The 22,465-nt window shown below is 60.0% G+C and carries 24 protein-coding genes; 18 read left to right on the top strand and 6 right to left on the bottom strand.

The genetic code is table 11. The features are described 5' to 3' along the window. Positions 1-20: 20 nt before the first annotated feature. Genes AC06G5_RS08515 through aroC form a run of 3 tightly spaced genes read right to left on the bottom strand, consistent with a single transcriptional unit; the run spans position 21 to position 2,916 of the window. Positions 21-647, bottom strand: a complete 627-nt coding sequence (locus AC06G5_RS08515; protein ID WP_413421949.1) for a methylthioribulose 1-phosphate dehydratase — start codon at positions 645-647, stop codon at positions 21-23. Beyond that, positions 644-1,795 carry an MFS transporter gene (locus AC06G5_RS08510; RefSeq protein ID WP_413421947.1) on the bottom strand — a complete coding sequence of 384 codons (1,152 nt, stop codon included), beginning with the start codon at positions 1,793-1,795 and terminating at the stop codon, positions 644-646. The genes AC06G5_RS08515 and AC06G5_RS08510 overlap by 4 nt, the downstream gene beginning before the upstream one ends. Positions 1,796-1,824: 29 nt before the next feature. Continuing rightward, the gene (gene aroC / locus AC06G5_RS08505) at positions 1,825-2,916 is read right to left on the bottom strand and encodes a chorismate synthase (RefSeq protein ID WP_015096109.1); all 1,092 of its coding nucleotides are present in this window, start codon (positions 2,914-2,916) and stop codon (positions 1,825-1,827) included. 83 nt (positions 2,917-2,999) lie between these two features. Here aroC and AC06G5_RS08500 point away from each other — a divergent pair, with 83 nt between their 5' ends. Both AC06G5_RS08500 and AC06G5_RS08495 read left to right on the top strand, forming a co-directional pair. Next, a complete protein-coding gene (locus AC06G5_RS08500) occupies positions 3,000-3,998 on the top strand; it encodes an alpha/beta hydrolase (protein ID WP_480459240.1) in 999 nt (332 codons plus the stop codon). A 131-nt stretch (positions 3,999-4,129) separates the two neighbouring features. Continuing rightward, positions 4,130-4,921 (top strand): hypothetical protein, encoded by a 792-nt coding sequence (locus AC06G5_RS08495; protein WP_480459239.1) that lies wholly within the window; start codon positions 4,130-4,132, stop codon positions 4,919-4,921. Positions 4,922-4,965: 44 nt separating this feature from the next. On the opposite strand, the gene prmB is transcribed toward AC06G5_RS08495, so the two are convergent. Further along, on the bottom strand, positions 4,966-5,874 hold the full coding sequence (gene prmB, locus AC06G5_RS08490) for a 50S ribosomal protein L3 N(5)-glutamine methyltransferase (RefSeq protein WP_413705401.1): 909 nt from the start codon (positions 5,872-5,874) through the stop codon (positions 4,966-4,968). A gap of 239 nt (positions 5,875-6,113) precedes the next feature. On the opposite strand from prmB, the gene AC06G5_RS08485 reads away from it, so the two are divergent. The 5 genes from AC06G5_RS08485 to AC06G5_RS08465 all read left to right on the top strand — a co-directional run bounded on the left by AC06G5_RS08485 (position 6,114) and on the right by AC06G5_RS08465 (position 8,891). Then, positions 6,114-6,704: a cysteine hydrolase family protein gene (locus AC06G5_RS08485; protein ID WP_413421939.1), complete on the top strand. Its 591-nt coding sequence runs from the start codon at positions 6,114-6,116 to the stop codon at positions 6,702-6,704. Between the two features lie 131 nt (positions 6,705-6,835). Next, positions 6,836-7,156: a hypothetical protein gene (locus AC06G5_RS08480; RefSeq protein ID WP_413421937.1), complete on the top strand. Its 321-nt coding sequence runs from the start codon at positions 6,836-6,838 to the stop codon at positions 7,154-7,156. A gap of 78 nt (positions 7,157-7,234) precedes the next feature. Further along, on the top strand, positions 7,235-7,792 hold the full coding sequence (locus AC06G5_RS08475) for a Smr/MutS family protein (RefSeq protein ID WP_413421935.1): 558 nt from the start codon (positions 7,235-7,237) through the stop codon (positions 7,790-7,792). 77 nt (positions 7,793-7,869) lie between these two features. Continuing rightward, positions 7,870-8,415 (top strand): GTP cyclohydrolase I FolE, encoded by a 546-nt coding sequence (gene folE / locus AC06G5_RS08470; RefSeq protein WP_007988130.1) that lies wholly within the window; start codon positions 7,870-7,872, stop codon positions 8,413-8,415. Positions 8,416-8,519: 104 nt separating this feature from the next. After that, the gene (locus AC06G5_RS08465; RefSeq protein ID WP_150724597.1) at positions 8,520-8,891 is read left to right on the top strand and encodes a glutathione S-transferase N-terminal domain-containing protein; all 372 of its coding nucleotides are present in this window, start codon (positions 8,520-8,522) and stop codon (positions 8,889-8,891) included. Between the two features lie 159 nt (positions 8,892-9,050). Here AC06G5_RS08465 and AC06G5_RS08460 read toward each other — a convergent pair whose 3' ends face one another. Further along, the gene (locus AC06G5_RS08460; RefSeq protein ID WP_413427823.1) at positions 9,051-10,217 is read right to left on the bottom strand and encodes an aminotransferase-like domain-containing protein; all 1,167 of its coding nucleotides are present in this window, start codon (positions 10,215-10,217) and stop codon (positions 9,051-9,053) included. Positions 10,218-10,298: 81 nt separating this feature from the next. Between AC06G5_RS08460 and AC06G5_RS08455 the strand changes: the two genes are divergently transcribed. The 3 genes from AC06G5_RS08455 (at position 10,299) to AC06G5_RS08445 (ending at position 13,126) form a co-directional block, all read left to right on the top strand. Next, a complete protein-coding gene (locus AC06G5_RS08455; protein ID WP_413705402.1) occupies positions 10,299-10,745 on the top strand; it encodes a MarR family winged helix-turn-helix transcriptional regulator in 447 nt (148 codons plus the stop codon). Positions 10,746-11,077: 332 nt separating this feature from the next. Then, positions 11,078-12,427, top strand: coding sequence for an NCS2 family permease (locus AC06G5_RS08450; protein WP_413427821.1), 1,350 nt, complete (start codon positions 11,078-11,080; stop codon positions 12,425-12,427). Positions 12,428-12,499: 72 nt separating this feature from the next. Then, on the top strand, positions 12,500-13,126 hold the full coding sequence (locus AC06G5_RS08445; RefSeq protein ID WP_413427820.1) for a LysE family translocator: 627 nt from the start codon (positions 12,500-12,502) through the stop codon (positions 13,124-13,126). Positions 13,127-13,347: 221 nt separating this feature from the next. On the opposite strand, the gene uraH is transcribed toward AC06G5_RS08445, so the two are convergent. After that, positions 13,348-13,701: a hydroxyisourate hydrolase gene (gene uraH, locus AC06G5_RS08440; protein WP_085723219.1), complete on the bottom strand. Its 354-nt coding sequence runs from the start codon at positions 13,699-13,701 to the stop codon at positions 13,348-13,350. Between the two features lie 434 nt (positions 13,702-14,135). Between uraH and puuE the strand changes: the two genes are divergently transcribed. The 8 genes from puuE (at position 14,136) to AC06G5_RS08400 (ending at position 22,345) form a co-directional block, all read left to right on the top strand. Next, entirely contained in the window at positions 14,136-15,062 is a 927-nt protein-coding gene (puuE, locus tag AC06G5_RS08435) for an allantoinase PuuE (protein WP_413427819.1), read from the top strand. Further along, positions 15,059-15,574: a 2-oxo-4-hydroxy-4-carboxy-5-ureidoimidazoline decarboxylase gene (gene uraD, locus AC06G5_RS08430; RefSeq protein ID WP_413427818.1), complete on the top strand. Its 516-nt coding sequence runs from the start codon at positions 15,059-15,061 to the stop codon at positions 15,572-15,574. The genes puuE and uraD overlap by 4 nt, the downstream gene beginning before the upstream one ends. A gap of 90 nt (positions 15,575-15,664) precedes the next feature. Beyond that, positions 15,665-16,660 carry an allantoicase gene (gene alc, locus AC06G5_RS08425; protein WP_008017682.1) on the top strand — a complete coding sequence of 332 codons (996 nt, stop codon included), beginning with the start codon at positions 15,665-15,667 and terminating at the stop codon, positions 16,658-16,660. A 147-nt stretch (positions 16,661-16,807) separates the two neighbouring features. After that, the gene (locus tag AC06G5_RS08420; protein WP_150772621.1) at positions 16,808-17,311 is read left to right on the top strand and encodes an ureidoglycolate lyase; all 504 of its coding nucleotides are present in this window, start codon (positions 16,808-16,810) and stop codon (positions 17,309-17,311) included. A gap of 51 nt (positions 17,312-17,362) precedes the next feature. Continuing rightward, entirely contained in the window at positions 17,363-18,664 is a 1,302-nt protein-coding gene (locus tag AC06G5_RS08415; protein WP_007993089.1) for a urate hydroxylase PuuD, read from the top strand. A 205-nt stretch (positions 18,665-18,869) separates the two neighbouring features. Continuing rightward, a complete protein-coding gene (locus AC06G5_RS08410) occupies positions 18,870-20,222 on the top strand; it encodes a nucleobase:cation symporter-2 family protein (RefSeq protein WP_413427817.1) in 1,353 nt (450 codons plus the stop codon). Positions 20,223-20,396: 174 nt separating this feature from the next. After that, the gene (locus tag AC06G5_RS08405) at positions 20,397-21,182 is read left to right on the top strand and encodes an outer membrane protein OmpK (protein ID WP_413427816.1); all 786 of its coding nucleotides are present in this window, start codon (positions 20,397-20,399) and stop codon (positions 21,180-21,182) included. Between the two features lie 377 nt (positions 21,183-21,559). Further along, the gene (locus AC06G5_RS08400) at positions 21,560-22,345 is read left to right on the top strand and encodes an outer membrane protein OmpK (protein WP_322614256.1); all 786 of its coding nucleotides are present in this window, start codon (positions 21,560-21,562) and stop codon (positions 22,343-22,345) included. Positions 22,346-22,465: the final 120 nt, after the last annotated feature.

Below are 22,465 nucleotides of genomic sequence, written 5' to 3'. Positions count from 1 at the left end.
CGTGGCAACTCCTTAACGGTTCATGCGTTACGGTTAAAGAGCGAGCGCGTCTTCAACTCGCACTCGAACAAGAATTCAAAGGCCTCGATCTGCCGCAAGGCATCGCTCATGCGCGCCCCCCAGGTGTACAGGCCATGACCGCGGATCAGGTAGCCGACGCAATCGGGATGGGCGTCGAGCCAAGGCTGCACCTTGGCGGCCAGGCGCGCAATGTCCTGGTCGTTGTCGAAAATCGGCACGCGCACCCGGGATTCGTGGGTCGTCACACCGCTGAAGGCTTTTTGCAGTTCATAGTCTTCGAACTCGATGAAGTCTTGTGGTGTCAGGCGCGACAGCACGGTGGCATTCACCGAGTGGGTGTGCAGCACGGCACCGATCTCTGGGCGCCAGCTGTAGAGCTGGGTGTGCAACAGGGTTTCTGCGGACGGTTTCTTGCCCGGTTCCAGGCTGTTGCCCGACAGGTCAGTGGCCAGCACATCGTCCATGCCGAGTTGACCCTTGTGCTTGCCGGACACGGTCAGCAAGGCTTCGGTCGGCGACAGGCGGGTCGAGTAATTGCTGCTGGTGGCCGGCGACCAGCCGCGGCCGTACAGAAAACGCCCGGCGTCGATGATTTCCTGGGCGAGGTGTTCACGGGTAAGGCTCATGGCCTGTCCTCTTGCATACATGTGGCAATGATAACGGCAGCCGCAACGGCTGCGAGACTGGCAATACTAAAGGTCCATGCCGCGCCGAGGGCGTTCCAGCTGTAACCGGCGTACAACGCGCCCAATGCGCCACCGGTGCCGGCCAGTGCGGCGTACAACGCCTGGCCCTGGCCTTGCTGGCGCGCACCGAAGCTACGTTGCACGAATTGAATGGCAGCGGCGTGAAAGCTGCCGAATGTCGCCGCGTGCAGCACCTGGGCAAACAGCAGCACCCAAAGAAACTCCGCGAGCGAACCCAGCAACAGCCAACGCAACGCCGCCAGCAGAAAGCTGGCCATCAGCACCCGGCGCAGCGAGACGCGCGCGAGGATCCGGCTCATGGCCAGAAACATCAGGACCTCGGCGACAACGCCGACCGCCCAGAGCATGCCGATCACGCCACGGCTGTAACCCAGTCGCTCAAGGTGCAGGGTCAAAAAGGTGTAATACGGCCCGTGGCTCATCTGCATCAGCGCCACGCATACGTAAAACGCCAGCACGCCGGGGCTGCGCAATTGCTTGAGGAATCCTTCCCCCGCCACCCGGTTGCCCGGCGCCGGTTGGGCATTGGGCACCCACAGGCTGCTGAGCACGATGCCAGCCAAGATCAGCACCAGCGCCGCCGGGTAGATGTCCAGGCTCAGCCATTCGAACAGCCGGCCCAGCGCGACCACGGTGATGATGAAACCGATCGAGCCCCACAGGCGAATCTGGCTGTAGCGCGAGGTCTGCCCCTGCAAATGTGCCAGGGTGATGACTTCGAATTGTGGCAACACCGCATGCCAGAAAAACGCATGCAAGGCCATGACCATCGCCAGCCAGGCGTAGGTCTTGCTGACGAAAATCAGTGAAAAGGTCAGCAGCGTGCACATCGCACCGAAGCGCACGATGGCCAGCCGCCGGCCGGTGTAGTCGCCCAGCCAGCCCCAGATGTTCGGCGCCACGCAACGCATCAGCATCGGGATCGCCACCAGCTCGCCGATGCGCGCGGCACTGAATCCGAGGTGATCGAAATACAGCGCCAGAAACGGCGCTGTAGAACCGAGCAAGGCGAAATAGAACAGATAGAAACTGGAGAGCCGCCAGTACGGGAGCGCCGCAGTCGCCATCAGACGGCTGCGACTGTGAAGTCAGCCATTCAGAGCTGACCCAGCACCGGCGTGCTCACACGCACATCGGCGTTCTGCCCGCGGTGACGCAGCAGGTGATCCATCAGCACGATGGCCATCATCGCCTCGGCGATCGGCGTGGCGCGGATGCCGACGCACGGGTCGTGACGCCCCTTGGTGATCACTTCCACCGGGTTGCCATGGATGTCGATGGAGCGGCCCGGCGTGGTGATGCTCGACGTCGGCTTCAGCGCCAGGTGCGCAATGATCGGCTGACCGGAGGAAATACCGCCGAGAATGCCCCCCGCGTTATTGCTGAGAAAACCTTGCGGGGTCATTTCATCGCGATGCTCGGTGCCACGCTGGGCGACGCTGGCGAAACCGGCACCGATTTCCACGCCCTTGACCGCATTGATGCTCATCAGCGCATGGGCCAGTTCGGCATCGAGGCGGTCGAAGATCGGCTCGCCCAGGCCCGGCATCACGCCTTCGGCGACCACCGTGATTTTCGCGCCGACCGAATCCTGGTCGCGGCGCAACTGGTCCATGTAGGCTTCCAGTTCCGGCACCTTGTCCGGATCCGGGCTGAAGAAGGCATTCTGCTCGACCGATTCCCAGGTCTTGAACGGGATTTCAATCGGCCCGAGCTGGCTCATGTAGCCGCGAATGACGATGCCCTGACTCGCCAGGTATTTTTTTGCAATCGCCCCCGCCGCCACGCGCATCGCCGTTTCACGGGCCGAGCTGCGACCGCCGCCGCGGTAGTCGCGCTCACCGTACTTGTGGTGGTAGGTGTAGTCGGCGTGGGCCGGGCGGAACAGATCCTTGATCGCCGAGTAGTCCTTGGACTTCTGGTCGGTGTTGCGGATCAACAGGCCGATGGCGCATCCGGTGGTGCGGCCTTCGAACACGCCAGAGAGGATTTCGACTTCGTCGGCTTCCTGACGCTGGGTGGTGTGGCGGCTGGTGCCGGGCTTGCGACGGTCCAGGTCACGCTGCAGATCCTCCAGGGATATCTCCAGGCCCGGCGGGCAGCCATCGACAATGGCGACCAACGCCGGACCATGGCTTTCGCCAGCGGTGGTGACAGTGAACAGCTTGCCGTAGGTATTGCCGGACATGCAGGACGCTCCGTGAAATGAACCTGAATACGTAATGCGCGCCAGTATACGCAGGCTACCCAAGTAGTTCATCCTCGAACCTTATGGGTGCCTGTGAGTCCAACCGGCATCTTCTTGATGATGGCGCGATGATGCTGCGAGTTCTAGCCTTGAGCCTTACCCTGATTTCCGGCTTCGCCCAGGCGACCGTCCTGCAACGACCGATCTCGCTGGATACCGGTACCGGCGAGCTTTTCGGTTCGCTGTTGCTGCCAAAATCCGACGAACCCGTGCCGGTTGTCCTGATCATTTCCGGCTCCGGCCCTACTGATCGTGACGGAAACAACACCGACGGCGGGCGCAATGACAGCCTCAAGCGGCTGGCCTGGGTACTGGCCAAACACAACATCGCCAGTGTGCGCTACGACAAACGCGGTGTTGCCGCGAGCCTGGCGGCCACACCGGATGAACGCAACCTGACCGTGGACGCCTATGTCGCCGACGCCCAAGCCTGGGGCCACAAGCTCAAGGCCGATCCGCGTTTCGGCAAGCTGATTGTGCTGGGTCACAGCGAGGGTGCCTTGATCGCCAGCCTCGCAGCGCCCGGCATTGATGCCGACGCGGTGATTTCTGTCTCGGGCAGCGCAAGACCGGTTGATCAGGTCATCCGCCAGCAACTGGGCAATCGCCTGCCACCGCCGCTGATGCTGCGCAGCAATGAGTTGCTCGACAGCCTCAAGGCCGGGAAACCCGACGACAACGTGCCGCCACCGTTGCAGGCCATTTTCCGTCCGAGCGTTCAACCGTACCTGATTTCCCTGTTCCGCCAGGACCCGGCCGCAGCGTTTGCCAAGCTGACGATGCCGGCGTTGATCATCCAGGGCAGCAACGACATCCAGGTCGGCGTCAATGACGCAAGGCTGCTCAAGGCGGCCAAACCGGACGCCGAACTGGCGCTGATCGAGGGCATGAACCACGTCATGCGCATCGTGCCCAACGACGTCAAACGCCAACTGGCTTCCTATAAAGACCCGCAATTACCCCTGGCAGCAGAACTGGGCACGCGAATCCTCGGGTTTATTGACGGACTTCGCACCAGTTGACCGCTGTAGGGGGCGTTCTCAACCAGTTTTCACGCCCCCTGGCCCTCCAGTCTTGAAAAAAACGGCCGATAAGCCTTTGTCGCCACCACATTGGTTGGCGACAAGCCGAGCTTGGACAGGATCTCGCCGTTATGACTGACACCCAGACTTCACCCGACACCAGCGCTGAACAAGACGCACCGCCAGCGGTCGAGCTGCCCTGGGCGGACGTCCACGTCGAGCACCACAAGATGCTCCGTCTGTCACCGCTGCAGACTGACCGCAACACAGGCGGGCGCCCATTGCGATTTGTCGAGTTCGGCTATGCCGAGCGCAACGACAAGGAGCACAGCCTGATGCGCATGAGCATCACCCTGCCCGGCCAGCGCGTACGCAAGGAACAGAATCATCTGGACGTGTGGGTCGATCACGCCGACAAGCGCGTGCATTTCGGCCCGCAAAGCGGCTTGCAGGTTGAACCGCTGAACCGTGGCATTGGCCGGTTCCTGGCGGCCCAGGGCATCAACTGGGCGAAGAAGCGCTGGCCGACCTATACCGTCGACGGCTTTGACCTGAACAACAAGGATGCGCTGAACGAAGACACCCGCCTGCGCCGCGATCATTTTTTGCGCGTGCACGGTTTCGACGTGGCGTATGCCGATGCCCAGCATTTGAAAGGCAGCGTCAAGCCGGTCCAGCTCAGCGACCTGACTGGCGACTGGAACAGCGAAAAACTGCAGGTCGTGGAAATTCTCGAGGCGGCGCAGATGCTTCAGCAAGCCGAGCAGAACCTGGCCGAGCAGGAAGTCAAACTCAAGAAACACGAAGAGAAAGTCAGCAAATACAAACGCGAAGACGCCGGGCTGCGCTTTACCATTACTTGCCTGGTGGCGTTTGCGGTGTTTCAGGCGGGGTTGCTGATCTGGATTGCCACGCATCGGTAATGGCTAATCTTTGTAGGAGCGAGCTCGCTCGCTCCTACAAAAGGTCAGACGCGAGAAGCGAACAACGCCTGGTGCTCCCGGCACTGCTGCGCGCTCAGCATGAACACGCCATGGCCGCCACGCTCGAACTCCAGCCAGGCAAAGTCGACTTCCGGGTACAACGCCTCGACGTGCACCTGGCTGTTGCCCACTTCGACAATCAGCAGGCCCTTCTCGGTCAGATGATCCGCCGCTTCGGCAAGCATGCGCCGCACCAGGTTCAAACCGTCGTCACCGCAGGCCAGGCCCAGTTCCGGTTCGTGCTGGTACTCGTCCGGCATGTCGGCAAAATCTTCGGCATCGACGTAGGGCGGGTTCGACACGATCAAGTCGAAACGTTGCCCCGGCAAGCCGTCAAAACCGTCGCCCTGCACCGTGTACACGCGCTGATCGACGCCGTGGCGCTCAATGTTCTGGTTAGCCACTTCCAGCGCTTCGAACGACAGGTCCGCCAACACCACCTCGGCATGCTGGAACTCGTAGGCGCAGGCGATGCCGATGCAACCGGAACCGGTGCACAGGTCGAGAATCCGCGCCGGCTCGGCAGCCAGCCACGGCGTAAAACGATTTTCGATCAGTTCGCCAATGGGTGAGCGCGGGATCAGCACGCGCTCATCGACGATGAACGACATGCCACAGAACCAGGCCTCGCCCAGCAGATACGCGGTAGGCACCCGTTCTTCGATACGACGTTTGAGCAAGTTCTGCAGGTGGACCAGTTCGTCGTCTTCCAGATTGCAGTCGAGGTAACTGTCGGCGATTTCCCAAGGCAAGTGCAACGCACCCAACACCAACTGACGGGCTTCGTCCCAGGCGTTGTCGGTACCATGGCCAAAAAACAGATCCTCCCCATGGAAGCGGCTGACAGCCCAACGGATATGGTCACGCAGGGTGCGAAGGCGGGAAGTGATCACGACGGCAAACTCCAGAAAAATCGACGGGGGATTCTACCAGTCAAACGGCGCCACGACGACGCGGGAAAACTTCCGACTCAACTGTAGGAGTTATCCGTTTTTTCGCCTGGCTATTGAACAAAATGCGACTATTGACAAGGCTACAGGCCAGCAACGACGGCACCTACGATCGTAGCGATTCACAGAACCGCTCAGCCAGAGGACAATGTCGCAAAAGCCCCACTCCAAGGAGCCCCAGAATGTCCGTTCCAAAAACGATGTTTCAACTCAGCGGCCGCGGTTATGCAGCGGCCAATCTGAGCCATGCAACGCTGGTCATCATCGATGCCCAGAAAGAATACCTCAGCGGTCCCCTGGCCCTGAGTGGCATGGATGAAGCAGTCGCCAACATCAAGCAATTGCTCGCCGCTGCCCGTGCAGCCGGCCGACCGATCGTGCATGTCCGCCACCTTGGCACACTCGGCGGGTTGTTCAACCCCCAGGGCGTAGGTGGTGAGTTCATTGCGGGCCTGGAGCCACAGAGTGGTGAAACCGTCATCGGTAAATTGTTGCCAAGCGCCTTTCACGGCACCGAACTGGCAAAACGCCTGGAAGACCTCGGCGCCCTCGACCTGATCGTCTGCGGTTTCATGAGCCACTCCAGTGTCAGCACCACGGTGCGCGCGGCCAAGAACCTGGGCTTCCGCTGCACCCTGGTGGAAGACGCCTGCGCCACCCGCGACCTGCCTTACAAGGGCAAAGTGCTCAGTGCCGAACACGTTCACCAGACGGAAATGGCGATCATGGGCGACAACTTCGCCACCCTCGCGCTGACCTGTGAACTGATCTGATCGACGCTCAATGAGCGGCCTGATACGCCGCTCATCCGCAAAAATCTCTCATTTGCCATAATTGTCTTAGCCTCAGGAACATCCCGGTCAACTCCCGGTCGAAGGGCCGATACCCATTGAGGAAGGTCGGAATGAAGTTATCCGATGGTTTTGACGCTCGCCGCTTGCGGCCCAAAGGCCAAAAAAACTGGCGTTTTCGAATCGGCGCGACGTTCGCGGCATTGCTGGCGATGTGCGGCGTGTTGCTCGCCATGGCCGGTACCGCCAGCCTGCTCGGCCACGCACCTGCCCTGGGTGAATTGAACACAAGCCGCACCGGGGCTGCCGTGATCCTGGTCATCGGCCTGTTCGTGCTGTACCTCGGGGTCTGGCTGTGGCGCCGTTGCCGTCGTCGCTCGCGACAGTCGCGGGAACTGGCCATGTCCCCGCACCTGATGAAAAAACACGACTGAGCCAAACGTCGCGCGCATTTTTGTCGCGCCCGATTCGCTTCGAGTTGGGTAAACTGGCCGCCCTTCGCGGAGGCTGACATGCAAGACGACGATTTATCCCTGTTCAAGAGCGCGCTCCAAGGCGTCAAGCCGATCAAGCACGATCGCGCCGAAACCGGCAAACCCAAGGCTGACCGCGCGCAGATTGCCAAGCTGCGTCAGGCGGCCAGCGTGCGTACCGAATCCACCACCGTTGACGGGCTGTCCGATCAGTTCGTCATCGACGTCGGCCCTGAAGACGAGCTGATGTGGGCACGTGATGGCGTGCAGGAAAGCCAGATGCGCAAGCTCAAGACCGGACAGATTCCGTTCGAAGGCAGCCTCGACCTGCACGGCATGAGCGTGGAAAAGGCCCGGGAAACCCTCTGGGCGTTCCTGGCCGAGGCAACCCGGTTCGAAATCCGCTGCGTGCGCGTCACCCATGGCAAGGCGGTACGCCTGGACGGCAAGCGGCCGATGATCAAGAGCCACGTCAACACCTGGCTGCGCCAGCATCCACAGGTGCTCGGCTTCACCTCGTGCCAGGCGAAACACGGCGGTGCCGGAGCGGTTTACGTCATGCTCAAACGCACCATGATGGAAGGTCGCGACGAGTAAAGCTGATGCGCCACGCTTGCAGCGTCGTGTCCGCCACCGTACCCTTGCCCTTTGCGTAAAATCCCACAGGTAGTTTCATGTCCCTGGAACAGAATTACACCGCGATCCTTGGCCAACTGGGCGAGGACGTCTCCCGCGAGGGCCTGCTCGACACGCCCAAGCGTGCCGCCAAAGCCATGCAGTACCTCTGCCGCGGCTATGAACAGACACTGGAAGAGGTCACCAACGGTGCCCTGTTCAGCTCCGACAACAGCGAAATGGTGCTGGTCAAGGACATCGAGTTGTACTCGTTGTGCGAACACCACCTGCTGCCGTTCATCGGCAAGGCTCACGTCGCCTACATCCCGAGCGGCAAGGTCCTGGGCCTGTCGAAGGTGGCGCGCATCGTCGACATGTACGCCCGCCGCCTGCAGATCCAGGAAAACCTCAGCCGCCAGATCGCCGATGCGGTCCAGCAAGTCACCGGCGCCCTGGGCGTTGCGGTGGTGATCGAGGCCAAGCACATGTGCATGATGATGCGCGGTGTGGAGAAGCAGAATTCGACGATGATCACCTCGGTGATGCTCGGTGAGTTCCGCGAGAATGCAGCCACCCGCAGCGAATTCCTCAGCCTCATCAAGTAATTCGCGGCACGAAGAAAACCGGCGTTCATCGCCGGTTTTTTTTCGCCCGTAAAAAATCAGGTAAGCTGCGCGCCCTTATTCATTTGCACCGTGAGGCTTTCAACGTGTTCGTAAAAGCGCTTCGTGTCGGCCTTGGCCAACTGATCATCTTCATCGACTTCATCACGCGCCCGAGCAAGAAAAAGCGCCCTGCCGCCGCTCAGGCCCAGGTCGAATCCGCCGCCAAGGGTCTGACCCTGTATCAATTCCACGCCTGCCCGTTCTGCGTGAAGACCCGCCGTACCCTGCGCCGCCTGAATGTGCCGGTGGCCCTTCGCGATGCGAAGAACAACGAACAGGATCGCCAGACCCTGCTGGAGCAAGGCGGCAAGATCAAGGTGCCGTGCCTGCGTATCGAAGAGAATGGCCAGACTACCTGGATGTATGAGTCCAAGGTGATCATTGATTATCTGGATAAGCGTTTCGCTGCAGCCTGATGGTTATGTAGTGCTCTGACGGACGCTTTCGCGAGCAAGCCCGCTCCCACAGGGGGAATGCGATCAACTGTGGGAGCGGGCTTGCTCGCGAAGAGGCCGGCACAGGCACCGCAAACTTCAGACAAAAATAAACCGGCCCATTGGCCGGTTTATTTGTTTCTAGGCTGCCTTTGCAGCCTGTGCCGCACGCACCACCGCCGCCAACCGCTTGAGCCCCTCATCCAGCCGCACCGGGTCGATGTGACTGAAGTTCAACCGCAGATACCCCGGATGGTTATTCGGCTCGGGGAAAAACGGCTCGCCCGGCATGAACGCCACGTCATTGGCCAACGCGGCGTCGAGCAAGGTGCGGGTGTCCTGCGGCTGCTTGAGTTTCAGCCAGAAAAACAGCCCACCCTGCGGCACGTTCCAGTCCGCCAGATCAGAGAAATGCGTGATCAGTGCCGCCTGAAACGCATCCCGACGCCCACGGTAAAAATCACGCAACTCACTGCGGTGTTGCCGGTACCTTTCGCTGCCGATCCATTGCAGTGCCTGCCACTGCCCGACCCGATTGGTGTGCAGGTCCGCCGATTGCTTGAGTTTCAACAGATGGGGAAACAGGTCAGGGCTGGCGATCAGAAAGCCGACGCGCAAACCCGGCAGCAGGGTTTTCGACACGGTGCCGGTGTAGATCCAGCTGGCTTTTTTCAAGCGACTGACAATCGGCGTGGCGCTGCCACCGTCGAAGGTCAGTTCGCGGTAAGGCTCGTCTTCGATCAGCGTCACGCCGAATTCATCCAGCAACGCCGCCACCGCATCGCGCCTGGATTCGCTGTAACGCACGGCCGATGGGTTCTGGAAGGTCGGGATCAGGTAGATGAAGGCCGGGCGGTGTTGTTCCAGGCGAGCGCGAAGCTCCACCAGGTTCGGCCCGTCGGCCTCCAGCGGCACGGTCAGGCAATCGGCGCCGAACAGTTGGAAGATTTGCAACGCAGCCAGATAAGTCGGCGCTTCGAGCAGGATCTCGGTGCCCTTGTCGATGTACAGCTTGGCGGCAAGGTCCAGGGCCTGCTGTGAACCACTGACCACCAGCACCTGGCTGGCCTCGCACGGCACACCCAGCGCTCGCGCTTCGCCGGCCAACGCTTCGCGCAGCGCCGGCTCCCCTTCGCTCATGCCGTATTGACCGATGGACAGCGGCATGTCGGCCCATTCGACTTTCGGCAACATGGCTTCGGCTGGCAGGCCACCGGCAAACGACATCATCTGCGGACGCTGGGCCGCGGCGAGGATTTCACGGATCAAAGAACTTTTAAGGCGCGAGACACGTTCGGAAAAAGCCATGGGATCACCGGTAGCGAGGCATGTGGAAAATGAGTCAAACTTGTTGACCGAAATTACGCTTGATCGAATGGATACGTCAATATGCTTGACCTTAAAAACCCGCTTTCCCAGCAACAAGCCATGGAAGCGTTTTTCTTCGGCTACCAGGCCTTCACCGCCAAGGCCGATGAAATGCTCGAACGTCGTGGCCTGAGTCGGGTGCATCAGCGCATCGTGTTTTTCATCGCCCGCTATCCGAACCTGAGCGTCAAGGAGCTGCTGGCATTGCTCGGGGTGAGCAAGCAGGCGCTGAACATGCCGCTGCGTCAGTTGGTGGAAATGCATCTGGTGGACAGCGTCGCTTCCGAGTCGGACAAGCGTAAGCGGCTGCTGGAGTTGACCGATGACGGCGCTCGTTTCGAACAGTCGTTGCGCCGCGAGCAGGTGAAATTGCTCGAGCGGGTGTTTGCCGAGGCTGGGGAGACAGCGGTGAATGGGTGGTTGGCGGTGAACCTCGCGTTGGGGAAAGGCCAGTTGTCGGCAGACTGAGTATTCAATCTGCTGGATTTGTAGTGGCTGAACCGACGCCTTCGCGAGCAAGCCCGCTCCCACAGGCGACCGCATTCCCCCCTGTGGGAGCGGGCTTACTCCGGGCGGCGTTCCGACGAAGAGGCCAGAATAGGCGATATATCCCTATTGCCAAATATTTCGTCTACAAAATCAAAAACATTATTTGCTTTCTTTGTATACAAAAGCATAATCCACCTCGTGCGAGTTCCTGACCAAGCGGTCAACAAATTCGCAAGTGCCTCAAAGGGCCGCTGCCACCCTCATGGGTCCGGCCCTGGAAATAACAATAAAACTCTTGAGGAGTATTCGCTGTGGAAAGCCGCAAATCCGAAGCATCGACGCTGGAACTCTCGCCGCCATTACGCAATGGCTTGCTGGAACGCCTGTTCAAACTCAGCTTGCATGGCACCACGGTGAAGACCGAGTTGATTGCCGGACTGACAACCTTCATCACCATGGCCTACATCATTTTCGTCAACCCCAACATCATGGCCGACGCCGGGATCGATCACGGTGCCGCGTTCGTCGCCACCTGCATCGCCGCCGCACTCGGTTGCCTGTTGATGGGCCTGTACGCCAACTGGCCAGTCGGCCTGGCACCGGGCATGGGGCTGAACGCCTTCTTCACCTACACCGTGGTCGGCACCATGGGCTACAACTGGGAAACCGCCCTCGGTGCGGTGTTCGTTTCCGGTGTGTTGTTCATGATCCTGACGTTCTCGCGGATCCGCGAATGGTTGCTCAACAGCATCCCGGTCAGCCTGCGCTTCGCCATGGGCGCAGGCGTGGGGCTGTTCCTGGGGCTGATCGGCCTGAAAACCGCGGGTATCGTCGTCGATAGCCCGGCCACGCTGATCAAGCTCGGCTCCCTGCGCGAACCCGGCCCGTTGCTCGCCGCCGTGTGCTTCCTGATGATCGCCATCCTCAGCTACCACAAGGTGTTCGGCGCGATCCTCATCAGCATCATCACCGTGACCCTCGCCGGCTGGGGCCTTGGGCTGGTGCACTACGAGGGCATCATGTCGGCCCCGCCGAGCCTGGCTCCGACCTTTATGGCCATGAACGTCGCCGGCGTGTTCAACGTCAGCATGATCAGTGTGGTCCTGGCGTTCCTATTCGTGCACATGTTCGACACCGCCGGCACCTTGATGGGGGTTGCCCAGCGCGCCAACCTGGTGGGCGCTGATGGCCGGATCGAAAACCTTTCCCGCGCCATGAAAGCCGACAGTGCTTCCAGCGTATTCGGTGCAGTGGTGGGTGTTCCACCAGTGACAAGCTATGTGGAAAGTGCTGCCGGTGTAGCCGCTGGTGGTCGGACTGGTCTTACCGCAGTCACCGTGGGTGTGCTATTTATTGCGGCAATGTTTTTCGCACCACTGGCCGGCATGATTCCCGCCTATGCCACCGCTGGCGCACTGATTTATGTGGCAATGCTGATGATGGGCGGCATGGCCCACATCGAATGGGACGAAGCGACCGACAGCATTCCGGCGATCGTCACCGCAATCATGATGCCGCTGACCTTCTCGGTCGCCGACGGTATCGCGCTGGGCTTCATCACCTACGTGGCGCTGAAGGCCGGCACCGGCAAGTACAAGGAAATCTCGGTCAGCCTGTGGGTGCTCTGCGCGATCTTCATCGCCAAGTTCATCTTCTTGTAAACCACACGCCGTACCGGCTTGAAAACAGCCTCACCCCGTCGGGTGGGGCTTTTGTGCAAATGGAGGAAAGTGATGAGTCTGGAAACCTGGCTGCTGTTCAGCGGCGCTGCGCTGATAGTGATCCTGATCCCGGGGCCGCTGTCTTTGCTGATGATCAGCAACAGCCTGAATTACGGCCTGCGCCGCTCCTGTCCGGCCTTTCTTGGCGGCGTATCGGCCTCGATCTGCTTGTTGAGTGCTTCGGCGTTGGGCCTGGGTGCGTTGCTGTTGGCTTCGGAACAGTTGTTCAGCGCCCTGAAGATTCTTGGCGCCCTTTACCTGTTCTACCTCGCCTGGCAGAGCTGGCAGCAGTCGCGCCAGCCGTCCCACGGCGCTGAAGTGCCACAGGCAGCAGCGGTGCCACGCTTTCGTGCACTGTTCGGGCGTGCGTTCATGCTGGGTGCGAGCAACCCGAAAGACATTCTGTTCTTCGCCGCTTTCCTGCCGCAGTTCTTGAGTGCCGAACAGCCGTTCCTGCCGCAATTGCTGGTGATGATCGCGACCTGGACCCTGCTCGACCTGCTGTGCAAATTGGCCTATGGCCTCGGCGCCCATGGTGCGGCGCGGTATCTGCGCAGCGGCAAGGGGCAGAGTTGGTTCAACAGGATCAGTGCGGGCTTGTTCAGTGGCGCGGGTGCTGCGTCTCTGTTGAGCCGCTAACAGCAAAAGCTTCGCGAGCAAGCCCGCTCCCACAGTTGATCTTCAGTGAACAGGGTATTTGTGTTCGAAGATGATCCAGTGTGGGAGCGGGCTTGCTCGCGAAGACGGCATCACAGGCACCGATTTTCGCAAGGTGAAAAAAAGCCCGCAGTGTGAGCGGGCGAAAGACCAAAGAAGCTATATGCGCAGTCGCTTCCAGGGTGCAGCAGCTGCTTGGGGGATCAGCTGCCGCGATAGGTGGAATAGCTGTAAGGCGAAATCAACAGCGGCACGTGGTAGTGATCCTGCTCGGCGGAGATGCCGAAACGCAGCACCACGACATCCAGGAAAGCCGGCTCCGGCAGCTTGACGCCACGGGCGCGGTAGTAATCGCCGGCATGAAACTGAACCTGATAGACCCCGGTGCGGTAGTCATCGCCTTGCAGCAGCGGTGCATCGACACGGCCATCGCTGTTGGTGATAGCAGTGGCGACCAATTCCAGCTGCGAACCTTCAACGCGGTACAACTCAACCTTGATCGAGCTGCCCGGGCAACCGTGTGCTGCGTCCAAAACGTGTGTAGTCAAACGTCCCATTGATTCTGCGCGCCTGCCTGCGTGGAGCAGTCAGACTTCGCGCCTCCCGAAGTCAGTTGAAAAGGAGACCGCACCGATTCGGAGCACGAAAAGCTGCGGCGAGCGATTGATTAAGACACTTTTCAAAAAAATTGTACACAATAAAAACGACATTTTTCCCATAATCCCTGCCACCGGCGCATTTAGCATCGATTTCTGGCCAAACCGCACAGCCTATGACCCCCTCATCAAATTACTGACCAGTCAGGCAGATTTCTTGCAGGCTCACGCCAATCGCAGTAAAAGATGACGGCCGGTGAAAAATGCGAAAATTCAGGCTTACAAAGTGAATATAAAGTTGTATACAATCAGCCCATCGCTGTGACGCCAGCCTGCCATTCAATCTTCAGCTGCGTCACACCAACCGTCATCATCGAATAAGAAGGAAGCCTGCAGTGAGCGCTGACTACCCACGCGACCTGGTCGGTTACGGCAGTAACCCTCCGCACCCACACTGGCCGGGCAATGCCCGAATCGCCCTGTCGTTCGTACTCAATTACGAAGAAGGTGGCGAGCGCAACATCCTGCACGGCGACAAAGAGTCCGAAGCGTTCCTCTCGGAAATGGTTTCTGCGCAACCGCTGCAAGGCGCGCGCAACATGAGCATGGAGTCCCTTTACGAGTATGGCAGCCGTGCCGGCGTGTGGCGGATCCTGAAGTTGTTCAAGGAATTCGACATTCCGCTGACCATCTTCGCCGTGGCCATGGCCGCCCAGCGTCACCCGGACGTGATCCGCGCCATGGTCGATGCCGGCCACGAGATCTGCAGCCACGGCTATCGCTGGATCGATTACCAGTACATGGATGAAACCCAGGAACGCGAGCACATGCTCGAAGCGATCCGCATCCTCACCGAAATCACCGGTGAACGCCCGCTGGGCTGGTACACCGGCCGCACCGGCCCGAACACCCGTCGCCTGGTGATGGAAGAAGGCGGTTTCCTCTACGACTGCGACACCTACGACGACGACCTGCCCTACTGGGAACCGAACAACCCGACCGGCAAGCCGCACCTGGTGATCCCGTACACCCTGGACACCAACGACATGCGCTTCACCCAGGTCCAGGGGTTCAACAAGGGCGACGACTTCTTCGAATACCTCAAGGATGCATTCGACGTGCTCTACGCCGAAGGCGCCGAGGCACCGAAGATGCTGTCGATCGGCCTGCACTGCCGCCTGATCGGCCGTCCGGCGCGTCTGGCTTCGCTCAAGCGCTTTATCGAATACGCTAAAAGTCATGAACAGGTGTGGTTCAGCCGTCGCGTCGACATCGCGCGCCACTGGCACGAAACCCACCCGTACACAGGGGCTGCCAAATGAGCACCTTTCAAACCGTCAAACCATCGACCCTGAGCCGCGATGCTTTCGTCGCCGCTTTCGCCGACATCTACGAACATTCGCCATGGGTGGCCGAGAAAGCCTTCGACCTGGGCCAGGACGCTTCGATCGACGAGATCGAAACCCTGCACCAGCGCATGAGCGACATCCTGTTGAGCGCCGATCACACCAGTCAGCTGGCCCTGATCAACGCTCACCCGGACCTGGCCGGCAAAGCCGCCGTCCAGGGCCAACTTACCGAAGCCAGCACCAATGAACAGGCCGGCGCCGGTATTCACCAATGCACGGCCGAAGAGTTTTCTCGCTTCACCGAGCTGAACGACGCCTACAAGGCCAAGTTCAAGTTTCCCTTCATCATGGCGGTAAAAGGCAGCAACCGGCATCAGATCCTCGCAGCGTTCGAAACGCGCATCCACAACCCGGTCGACACCGAGTTCAAGTGCGCGTTGGCGGAGATCAACAAGATCGCCCTGTTCCGATTACTGACCCTATAGCAAGCCTGGCCCCGGCGGACTCAAGAACGCCGAAACCGCCCGGGGCCTGGCAAGTATCCCAAGCCACTTATTTAAAGGCAGACAAGAAGAATGAAAGCTTACGCCGTACCTTTCGAGAAGTTCGTCAACCTGGCCGATGCCCGCCTGGGCACCAAAATCATCTCGGTCACCGATGACTGGTTCGCAGACGCCAACCGTCTGTTCCAACCGACCCCGGCCGTATGGAAGGAGGGCGTGTTCGATGACAACGGCAAGTGGATGGACGGCTGGGAATCGCGTCGCAAGCGCTTCGAAGGCTTCGACAGCGCAGTGATTCGCCTGGGCGTGCCAGGTTCGATCAAGGGCGTCGACATCGACACTTCATTCTTCACCGGCAACTTCCCGCCGTCGGCCTCCCTGGAAGCCTGCTTCCTGGCCTCGGGCGAGCCGAACGAAAACACCCAGTGGGTTGAAGTGCTGTCGGCCGTCGAGCTGCAAGGCAACAGCCACCACTACCACGAAATCAACAACGACCAGGCCTTCAGCCACCTGCGCTTCAACATCTACCCGGATGGCGGCGTAGCCCGTCTGCGTGTGTACGGTGTGCCGTTCCGCGACTGGTCGGCCATCGGCGACAACGAGCAAGTCGACCTGGCCGCGGCCCTCAACGGCGGCCGCGCCCTCGCCTGCTCCGACGAACACTTCGGCCGCATGAGCAACATCCTCAACCCGGGTCGCGGCATCAACATGGGCGATGGCTGGGAAACCGCGCGTCGTCGTACTCCGGGCAATGACTGGGTCATCGTCGCCCTGGGTCATGCCGGTGAAGTCGAGAAAGTCATCGTCGACACCCTGCACTTCAAGGGCAACTACCCGGACAGCTGCTCGATCCAGGGCGCCTTCGTGAAGGGCGGTACCGACAGCCAGATCGAAACCCAGTCGCTGTTCTGGCGCGAACTGCTGCCAAGCCAGAAGCTGGAAATGCACGCCGAACACACCTTCGCCGAGCAGATCAAGGCGTTGGGTCCGATCACCCACATCCGCCTGAACGTGTTCCCGGATGGTGGTGTAAGCCGCCTGCGCGTTTTGGGCAAGGTAGCGAAGTAATGCTGAGCCTGTAGGAGCGAGCTTGCTCGCGAAAAACGTCAAGACACCGTGTTCATTCAGATTGGGCGCGTTTTCGTTGACGACCATCGCGAGCAAGCTCGCTCCTACAAAGAACCATCAATACCTAAACAGATTAAGAAGACCAGCATGCGCACACTGACGATTGAACCGCTGACCAAAGAAGCCTTCGCCCCTTTCGGTGACGTGATCGAAACCGACGGCAGCGATCACTTCATGATCAACAACGGTTCGACCATGCGCTTCCACAAACTGGCGTCGGTGGAAACCGCCACGCCAGAGGACAAGGCGATCATCAGCATCTTCCGCGCCGACGCGCAGGACATGCCGCTGACCGTCAGCATGCTGGAGCGTCATCCGCTGGGCAGCCAGGCTTTCATTCCGCTGCTCGGCAACCCCTTTCTGATCGTGGTCGCGCCACTTGGCGATGAACCTGTATCAGGCTTGGTCCGCGCCTTCGTCACCAACGGCAGGCAGGGCATTAATTACCATCGCGGCGTCTGGCACCACCCGGTGCTGACGATCGAAAAGCGGGATGACTTCCTGGTGGTTGATCGCAGTGGCACAGGCAATAACTGCGATGAGCATTTTTTCAAAGAGGATGAGCGTTTGATCCTCGCCCCCCACCAATAAGAGAAGGTCCGATCACTCGACAACAAGAGTGACGGGCGAGAGGTAAAGACTGTGGAAGCACATCTGTTGGAATGGCTGAACCTGAGCGTGCGCTGGGTTCACATGATTACTGGCGTGGCCTGGATCGGTGCGTCGTTCTATTTCGTATGGCTGGAAAACAACCTCAATCGGGTCAACCCGAAAAGCGGTCTGGCTGGCGATTTGTGGGCGATCCACGGCGGCGGTATCTACCACCTGGAAAAATACAAACTGGCTCCACCGACCATGCCGGACAACCTGCACTGGTTCAAATGGGAAGCCTACTTCACCTGGATGTCGGGTATCGCGCTGCTGTGCGTGGTGTTCTACTCCAACCCGACGCTCTACCTGCTGGCTCCGGGCAGCACCCTGAGCGGTCCTGAAGGCGTGGCCATCGGCCTCGGCTCGTTGTTCATCGGCTGGTTCATCTACTCCTTCCTGTGCGATTCGGCCCTGGGCAAACGCCCTGCCCTGCTGGGTTTCATCCTGTTCGTACTGATCATCGGCGCGGCCTACGGCTTCAGCAAAGTGTTCAGCGGGCGGGGTGCGTACCTGCACGTCGGCGCGATCATCGGCACCATCATGGTCGGCAACGTGTTCCGCATCATCATGCCGGCGCAGCGCGCACTGGTCGCGGCGATCGCCGAAAACCGCACACCCGATCCGGCACTGCCGGCCAAAGGCCTGCTGCGTTCGCGCCACAACAACTACTTCACCTTGCCTGTGCTGTTCATCATGATCAGCAACCACTTCCCGAGCACCTACGGCAGCCAGTACAACTGGTTGATCCTGGCCGGGATCGCGGTTCTGGCGGTGTTGGTGCGTCACTACTTCAACACCCGTCACGACAGCCACAAGTTTGCCTGGACCCTGCCTGTGGCAGCCGTCGGCATGATCAGCCTGGCTTACGTCACCGGCCCTGCGCCGTTGAACAGCCCGGAAGTGGCCAAGGCACCGGCGAAAATCGAATACCAACCATTGCCGGAAACAGCCGTGGGTGGTGGTTTGAAACCTGCTGAAGCAAAACCTGCCGAAGCGCCTGCAGCTGCACCGGCGCAAGCATCCAATGCCGGCCCAGGCTTCGACAAAGTGCACAGCGTGATTCAGGAACGTTGCGCGGTTTGCCATTCGGCCAAGCCGACCAGCCCTCTGTTCAGCGCGGCCCCTGCCGGTGTGATGTTCGACACCCCCGAGCAGATCCGCCAGAACGCGGCGCGCATCCAGGCGCAAGCCGTCACCAGCCAGATCATGCCACTGGGCAACATCACACAGATGACCCAGCAGGAACGTGACCTGATCGGTGCCTGGATTGTTCAGGGTGCTCCGACCAACTAAGTAAAAAGCTTCGCGAGCAGGCTCGCTCCCACATGGACACCATCAATCCTGTGGGAGCGGGCTTGCTCGCGAAGGCGTCGGGTCAGTCAACAACAATGTTGAATGTTATGGCCTCTTCGCGAGCAAGTCGGGACGCCGCATCGCCGCTCCCACAGGTTTGCCTGATGCACAAAATCAAAAGAATAAAAAAGATCCGAGGTGTTGCATGTCCGAGCTATCCGAAGCGCGCATCCCCGACGCACCCGCCATTCAGCGTTTGCCCCTTTTGCAACTGATCCTGGTTGGCCTGCAACACGTTCTGCTGATGTACGGCGGAGCCATCGCAGTGCCGCTGATCATCGGACAGGCCGCAGGCCTGAGTCGTGAAGAAATCGCCTTCCTGATCAATGCCGACCTGCTGGTGGCCGGTATTGCCACCATCGTCCAGTCCCTCGGCATCGGCCCCATGGGCATTCGCATGCCAGTGATGATGGGCGCCAGTTTCGCCGCCGTCGGCAGCATGGTCGCCATGGCCGGCATGCCCGGTATCGGCCTGCAGGGGATCTTCGGCGCCACCATCGCCGCCGGGTTCTTCGGCATGCTCATCGCCCCGTTCATGTCCAAAGTCGTACGCTTCTTCCCGCCGCTGGTGACCGGCACGGTCATCACCTCGATCGGTTTGTCGCTGTTCCCCGTGGCCGTGAACTGGGCCGGCGGTGGTGCTGACGCCGCTCAATTCGGCTCCCCCATCTACCTGACCATTGCCGCGCTGGTACTGGGTACCATTTTGCTGGTGCACCGCTTCATGCGCGGTTTCTGGGTCAATATTTCCGTGCTGATCGGCATGTGCCTGGGCTACGTGCTCTGCGGCCTGCTCGGCATGGTCGACCTCAGTGGCATGGCTCAGGCGCCGTGGCTGCAATTCGTCACCCCGTTGCATTTCGGCATGCCGAAATTCGAACTGGCACCGATCCTCTCGATGTGCCTGGTGGTAGTGATCATCTTCGTCGAGTCCACCGGGATGTTCCTGGCGCTGGGCAAGATCACCGGCCAGGAAGTTTGCCCACGGATGCTGCGCCGCGGCTTGCTGTGCGATGCCGGCGCTTCGTTCTTCGCCGGGTTCTTCAACACCTTCACCCACTCCTCCTTCGCCCAGAACATCGGCCTGGTGCAGATGACCGGCGTGCGCTGCCGTTCGGTGACCATCGTCGCCGGCGGGTTGTTGATCGTGCTGAGCCTGCTGCCCAAAGCCGCGTTCCTGGTGGCCTCGATTCCTCCGGCAGTACTGGGTGGCGCAGCGATCGCGATGTTCGGCATGGTCGCCGCCACCGGGATCAAGATTCTCCAGGAAGCCGACATCGGTGACCGTCGCAACCAGTTACTGGTTGCGGTGAGCATCGGCATGGGTCTGATCCCGGTGGTGCGCCCGGAGTTTTTCGCCCACCTGCCCGTGTGGATGAGTCCGATCACCCACAGCGGCATCGCCATGGCCACCCTCAGCGCGCTGACGCTGAACCTGCTGTTCAACATCCTTGGCGGCGCCGAACGCGCAGCCGTCAACGACTGCCACGCCCACTGACAGGTAAAGACACGCCCCCCCCTGTAGGAGCGAGCTTGCTCGCGATGGACCCGAGAGCACCACGGGTATTCAGACAACACGCGTAATCGTTGACGACCATCGCGAGCGAGCTCGCTCCTACAGGGTTTGGGGCTGCCTGCGCCTCGCAAAAATAAAAACAAGAGGGAGCAACAGATGATTCGGACACAAACCAACGTGCTGTTGTGTGGCGGCCTGCTGGCCGCGAGTCAGGCCATGGCCGGCGATTTGCTGCTGTGGCAGACCAACAGCCTGAGCTACCTGTACGGCAAGGATTTCGTGGTCAACCCGCACATCCAGCAGACGATCACCTTCGAACACGCCGACCGCTGGAAGTACGGCGACAACTTCATGTTCATCGACAGCACTTACTACAACGGCGACAAAGACCGGAACAAAGGCGTCCACGCCTATTACGGCGAGTTCAGCCCGCGCCTCTCCTTCGGCAAGATCCTCGACCGCCGTTTCGAATTCGGCCCGGTCAAGGACGTGCTGCTGGCCATGACCTACGAGAACGGCGAAGACGACACCGAGGCCTACCTGATCGGCCCTGGTTTCGACCTCGCGGTACCGGGCTTCAATTTCTTCACCTTGAACTTCTATTACCGTCAGACCGAAGGCTCGCGTCCCGGCGACGATGTCTGGCAGATCACGCCGGCCTGGTCCTACACCCTGCCATTGGGCAACTCGAACCTGTTGATCGACGGCTACATGGACTGGGTGGTGGATAACGACCAGAACTCACACGGCACTTATCACGCCAACCTGCACTTCAACCCGCAGATCAAGTACGACCTGGGCAAGGCCCTGGGCTGGCGGGAGAAACAGGTGTATGTCGGCGCCGAATACAGCTACTGGAAAGACAAGTACGGCATCGAAAACAGCAGCCACTTCGACACCAATGAAAACACCACCAGCCTGCTGGTGAAGGTGCATTTCTGATGCTGCCCCGCAACCGCGCCCCAAACCTGTCGTCGGTGCGCCGTTGCGGAGCACTTGAGACCTGGCCGAGGAGTCAGTATTCTCCGCGGCCGCCCGAATCCGGTTTAAAAAAAAGCCCGGATTTAAAACCTGACCAGCAGGCCAACTTATCCCGGCGCTGGCAGGCACCAAGGCACTCCAAAACCCCTCTCAATCGACTGCTCTTGAGCCGCCGAACGGGAGTTTTTTTGCTTTTTGAAAGCCTTGGCCCAGCTCTTGCCAACAGCACTGAAGCTGACCGAATGGATAATTTTTTACCGCTACGGAAACAGGCGCCACACCAGAGCGCCGACCTTAAAAAAATAACGTGGAACCACCTACTTTTTGGGAGCAACCGAATGAAACGTACGTGCACTAGCCTGATGCTGGCGGGATCGATGCTGGCCGGGGGCCAGGCCATGGCCGGCGATTTGCTGCAGTGGCAGAACAACAGCCTGACCTACCTGTATGGCAAGGACTTCCAGGTCAACCCGCGCATCCAGCAGACGGTGACCTTCGAACACGCCGATGGCTGGAAGTACGGCGACAACTTCTTCTTCATCGACAAAATCTTCTACAACGGCAAGGAAGACGCCTTTGCGGGTAAGAACACCCACTATGGCGAGTTCAGCCCACGCCTGTCGTTCAACAAGATCTTCGACCAGAAATTCGAGTTCGGCCCGATCAAGGACGTGCTGCTGGCCATGACCTACGAGTTCGGTGAAGACGACACCGAGTCCTACCTGATCGGTCCAGGCTTCGACCTGGCCATCCCGGGCTTCGACTACTTCCAGTTGAACTTCTACAACCGTCACACCGAAGGCGACCGCCCGGGCGACAACATCTGGCAGGTCACGCCGGTCTGGTCCTACACCATCCCGGTGGGTGGCTCGGACGTGCTGATCGACGGCTTCATGGATTGGGTCGTCGACAATGATGTGAACAAAAAAGGCGAATACCACGCCAACCTGCACTTCAATCCGCAGGTCAAATACGACCTGGGCAAGGCGCTGAACCTGGGTGCCAAGCAGTTGTACGTCGGTGTCGAGTATGACTACTGGAAAAACAAGTACGGGATCGAAGACAGCCAGGGCTTCAAGACCGATCAGAGCGTGACCAGCTTCCTGGTCAAGGTTCACTTCTGATCTGAAAACCTCCTGTAGGAGCGAGCCCGCTCGCGATGGTCGTGAACGATAACGCTGGGGTCCTGATACCCCGCGGCGTCCTTTCCTCCATCGCGAGCAAGCTCGCTCCTACAAGAGATA

It is taken from the genome of Pseudomonas sp. WT-JTC, assembly GCF_056711565.1.
This window is presented reverse-complemented; position numbering and strand designations above follow the sequence as displayed.

What these genes read in the sequence shown, in the direction of transcription:
- AC06G5_RS08460 (WP_413427823.1), bottom strand. Translation starts at nt 10,217, where the DNA reads ATGGCTTTTTCCGAACGTGTCTCGCGCCTTAAAAGTTCTTTGATCCGT.
- uraH (WP_085723219.1), bottom strand. Translation starts at nt 13,701, where the DNA reads ATGGGACGTTTGACTACACACGTTTTGGACGCAGCACACGGTTGCCCG.
- AC06G5_RS08515 (WP_413421949.1), bottom strand. Translation starts at nt 647, where the DNA reads ATGAGCCTTACCCGTGAACACCTCGCCCAGGAAATCATCGACGCCGGG.
- AC06G5_RS08510 (WP_413421947.1), bottom strand. Translation starts at nt 1,795, where the DNA reads ATGGCGACTGCGGCGCTCCCGTACTGGCGGCTCTCCAGTTTCTATCTG.
- AC06G5_RS08420 (WP_150772621.1), top strand. Translation starts at nt 16,808, where the DNA reads ATGCGCACACTGACGATTGAACCGCTGACCAAAGAAGCCTTCGCCCCT.
- alc (WP_008017682.1), top strand. Translation starts at nt 15,665, where the DNA reads ATGAAAGCTTACGCCGTACCTTTCGAGAAGTTCGTCAACCTGGCCGAT.
- AC06G5_RS08410 (WP_413427817.1), top strand. Translation starts at nt 18,870, where the DNA reads ATGTCCGAGCTATCCGAAGCGCGCATCCCCGACGCACCCGCCATTCAG.
- AC06G5_RS08445 (WP_413427820.1), top strand. Translation starts at nt 12,500, where the DNA reads ATGAGTCTGGAAACCTGGCTGCTGTTCAGCGGCGCTGCGCTGATAGTG.
- AC06G5_RS08485 (WP_413421939.1), top strand. Translation starts at nt 6,114, where the DNA reads ATGTCCGTTCCAAAAACGATGTTTCAACTCAGCGGCCGCGGTTATGCA.
- folE (WP_007988130.1), top strand. Translation starts at nt 7,870, where the DNA reads ATGTCCCTGGAACAGAATTACACCGCGATCCTTGGCCAACTGGGCGAG.
- AC06G5_RS08455 (WP_413705402.1), top strand. Translation starts at nt 10,299, where the DNA reads ATGCTTGACCTTAAAAACCCGCTTTCCCAGCAACAAGCCATGGAAGCG.
- AC06G5_RS08405 (WP_413427816.1), top strand. Translation starts at nt 20,397, where the DNA reads ATGATTCGGACACAAACCAACGTGCTGTTGTGTGGCGGCCTGCTGGCC.
- uraD (WP_413427818.1), top strand. Translation starts at nt 15,059, where the DNA reads ATGAGCACCTTTCAAACCGTCAAACCATCGACCCTGAGCCGCGATGCT.
- aroC (WP_015096109.1), bottom strand. Translation starts at nt 2,916, where the DNA reads ATGTCCGGCAATACCTACGGCAAGCTGTTCACTGTCACCACCGCTGGC.
- AC06G5_RS08500 (WP_480459240.1), top strand. Translation starts at nt 3,000, where the DNA reads ATGGGTGCCTGTGAGTCCAACCGGCATCTTCTTGATGATGGCGCGATG.
- AC06G5_RS08480 (WP_413421937.1), top strand. Translation starts at nt 6,836, where the DNA reads ATGAAGTTATCCGATGGTTTTGACGCTCGCCGCTTGCGGCCCAAAGGC.
- AC06G5_RS08495 (WP_480459239.1), top strand. Translation starts at nt 4,130, where the DNA reads ATGACTGACACCCAGACTTCACCCGACACCAGCGCTGAACAAGACGCA.
- AC06G5_RS08475 (WP_413421935.1), top strand. Translation starts at nt 7,235, where the DNA reads ATGCAAGACGACGATTTATCCCTGTTCAAGAGCGCGCTCCAAGGCGTC.
- AC06G5_RS08400 (WP_322614256.1), top strand. Translation starts at nt 21,560, where the DNA reads ATGAAACGTACGTGCACTAGCCTGATGCTGGCGGGATCGATGCTGGCC.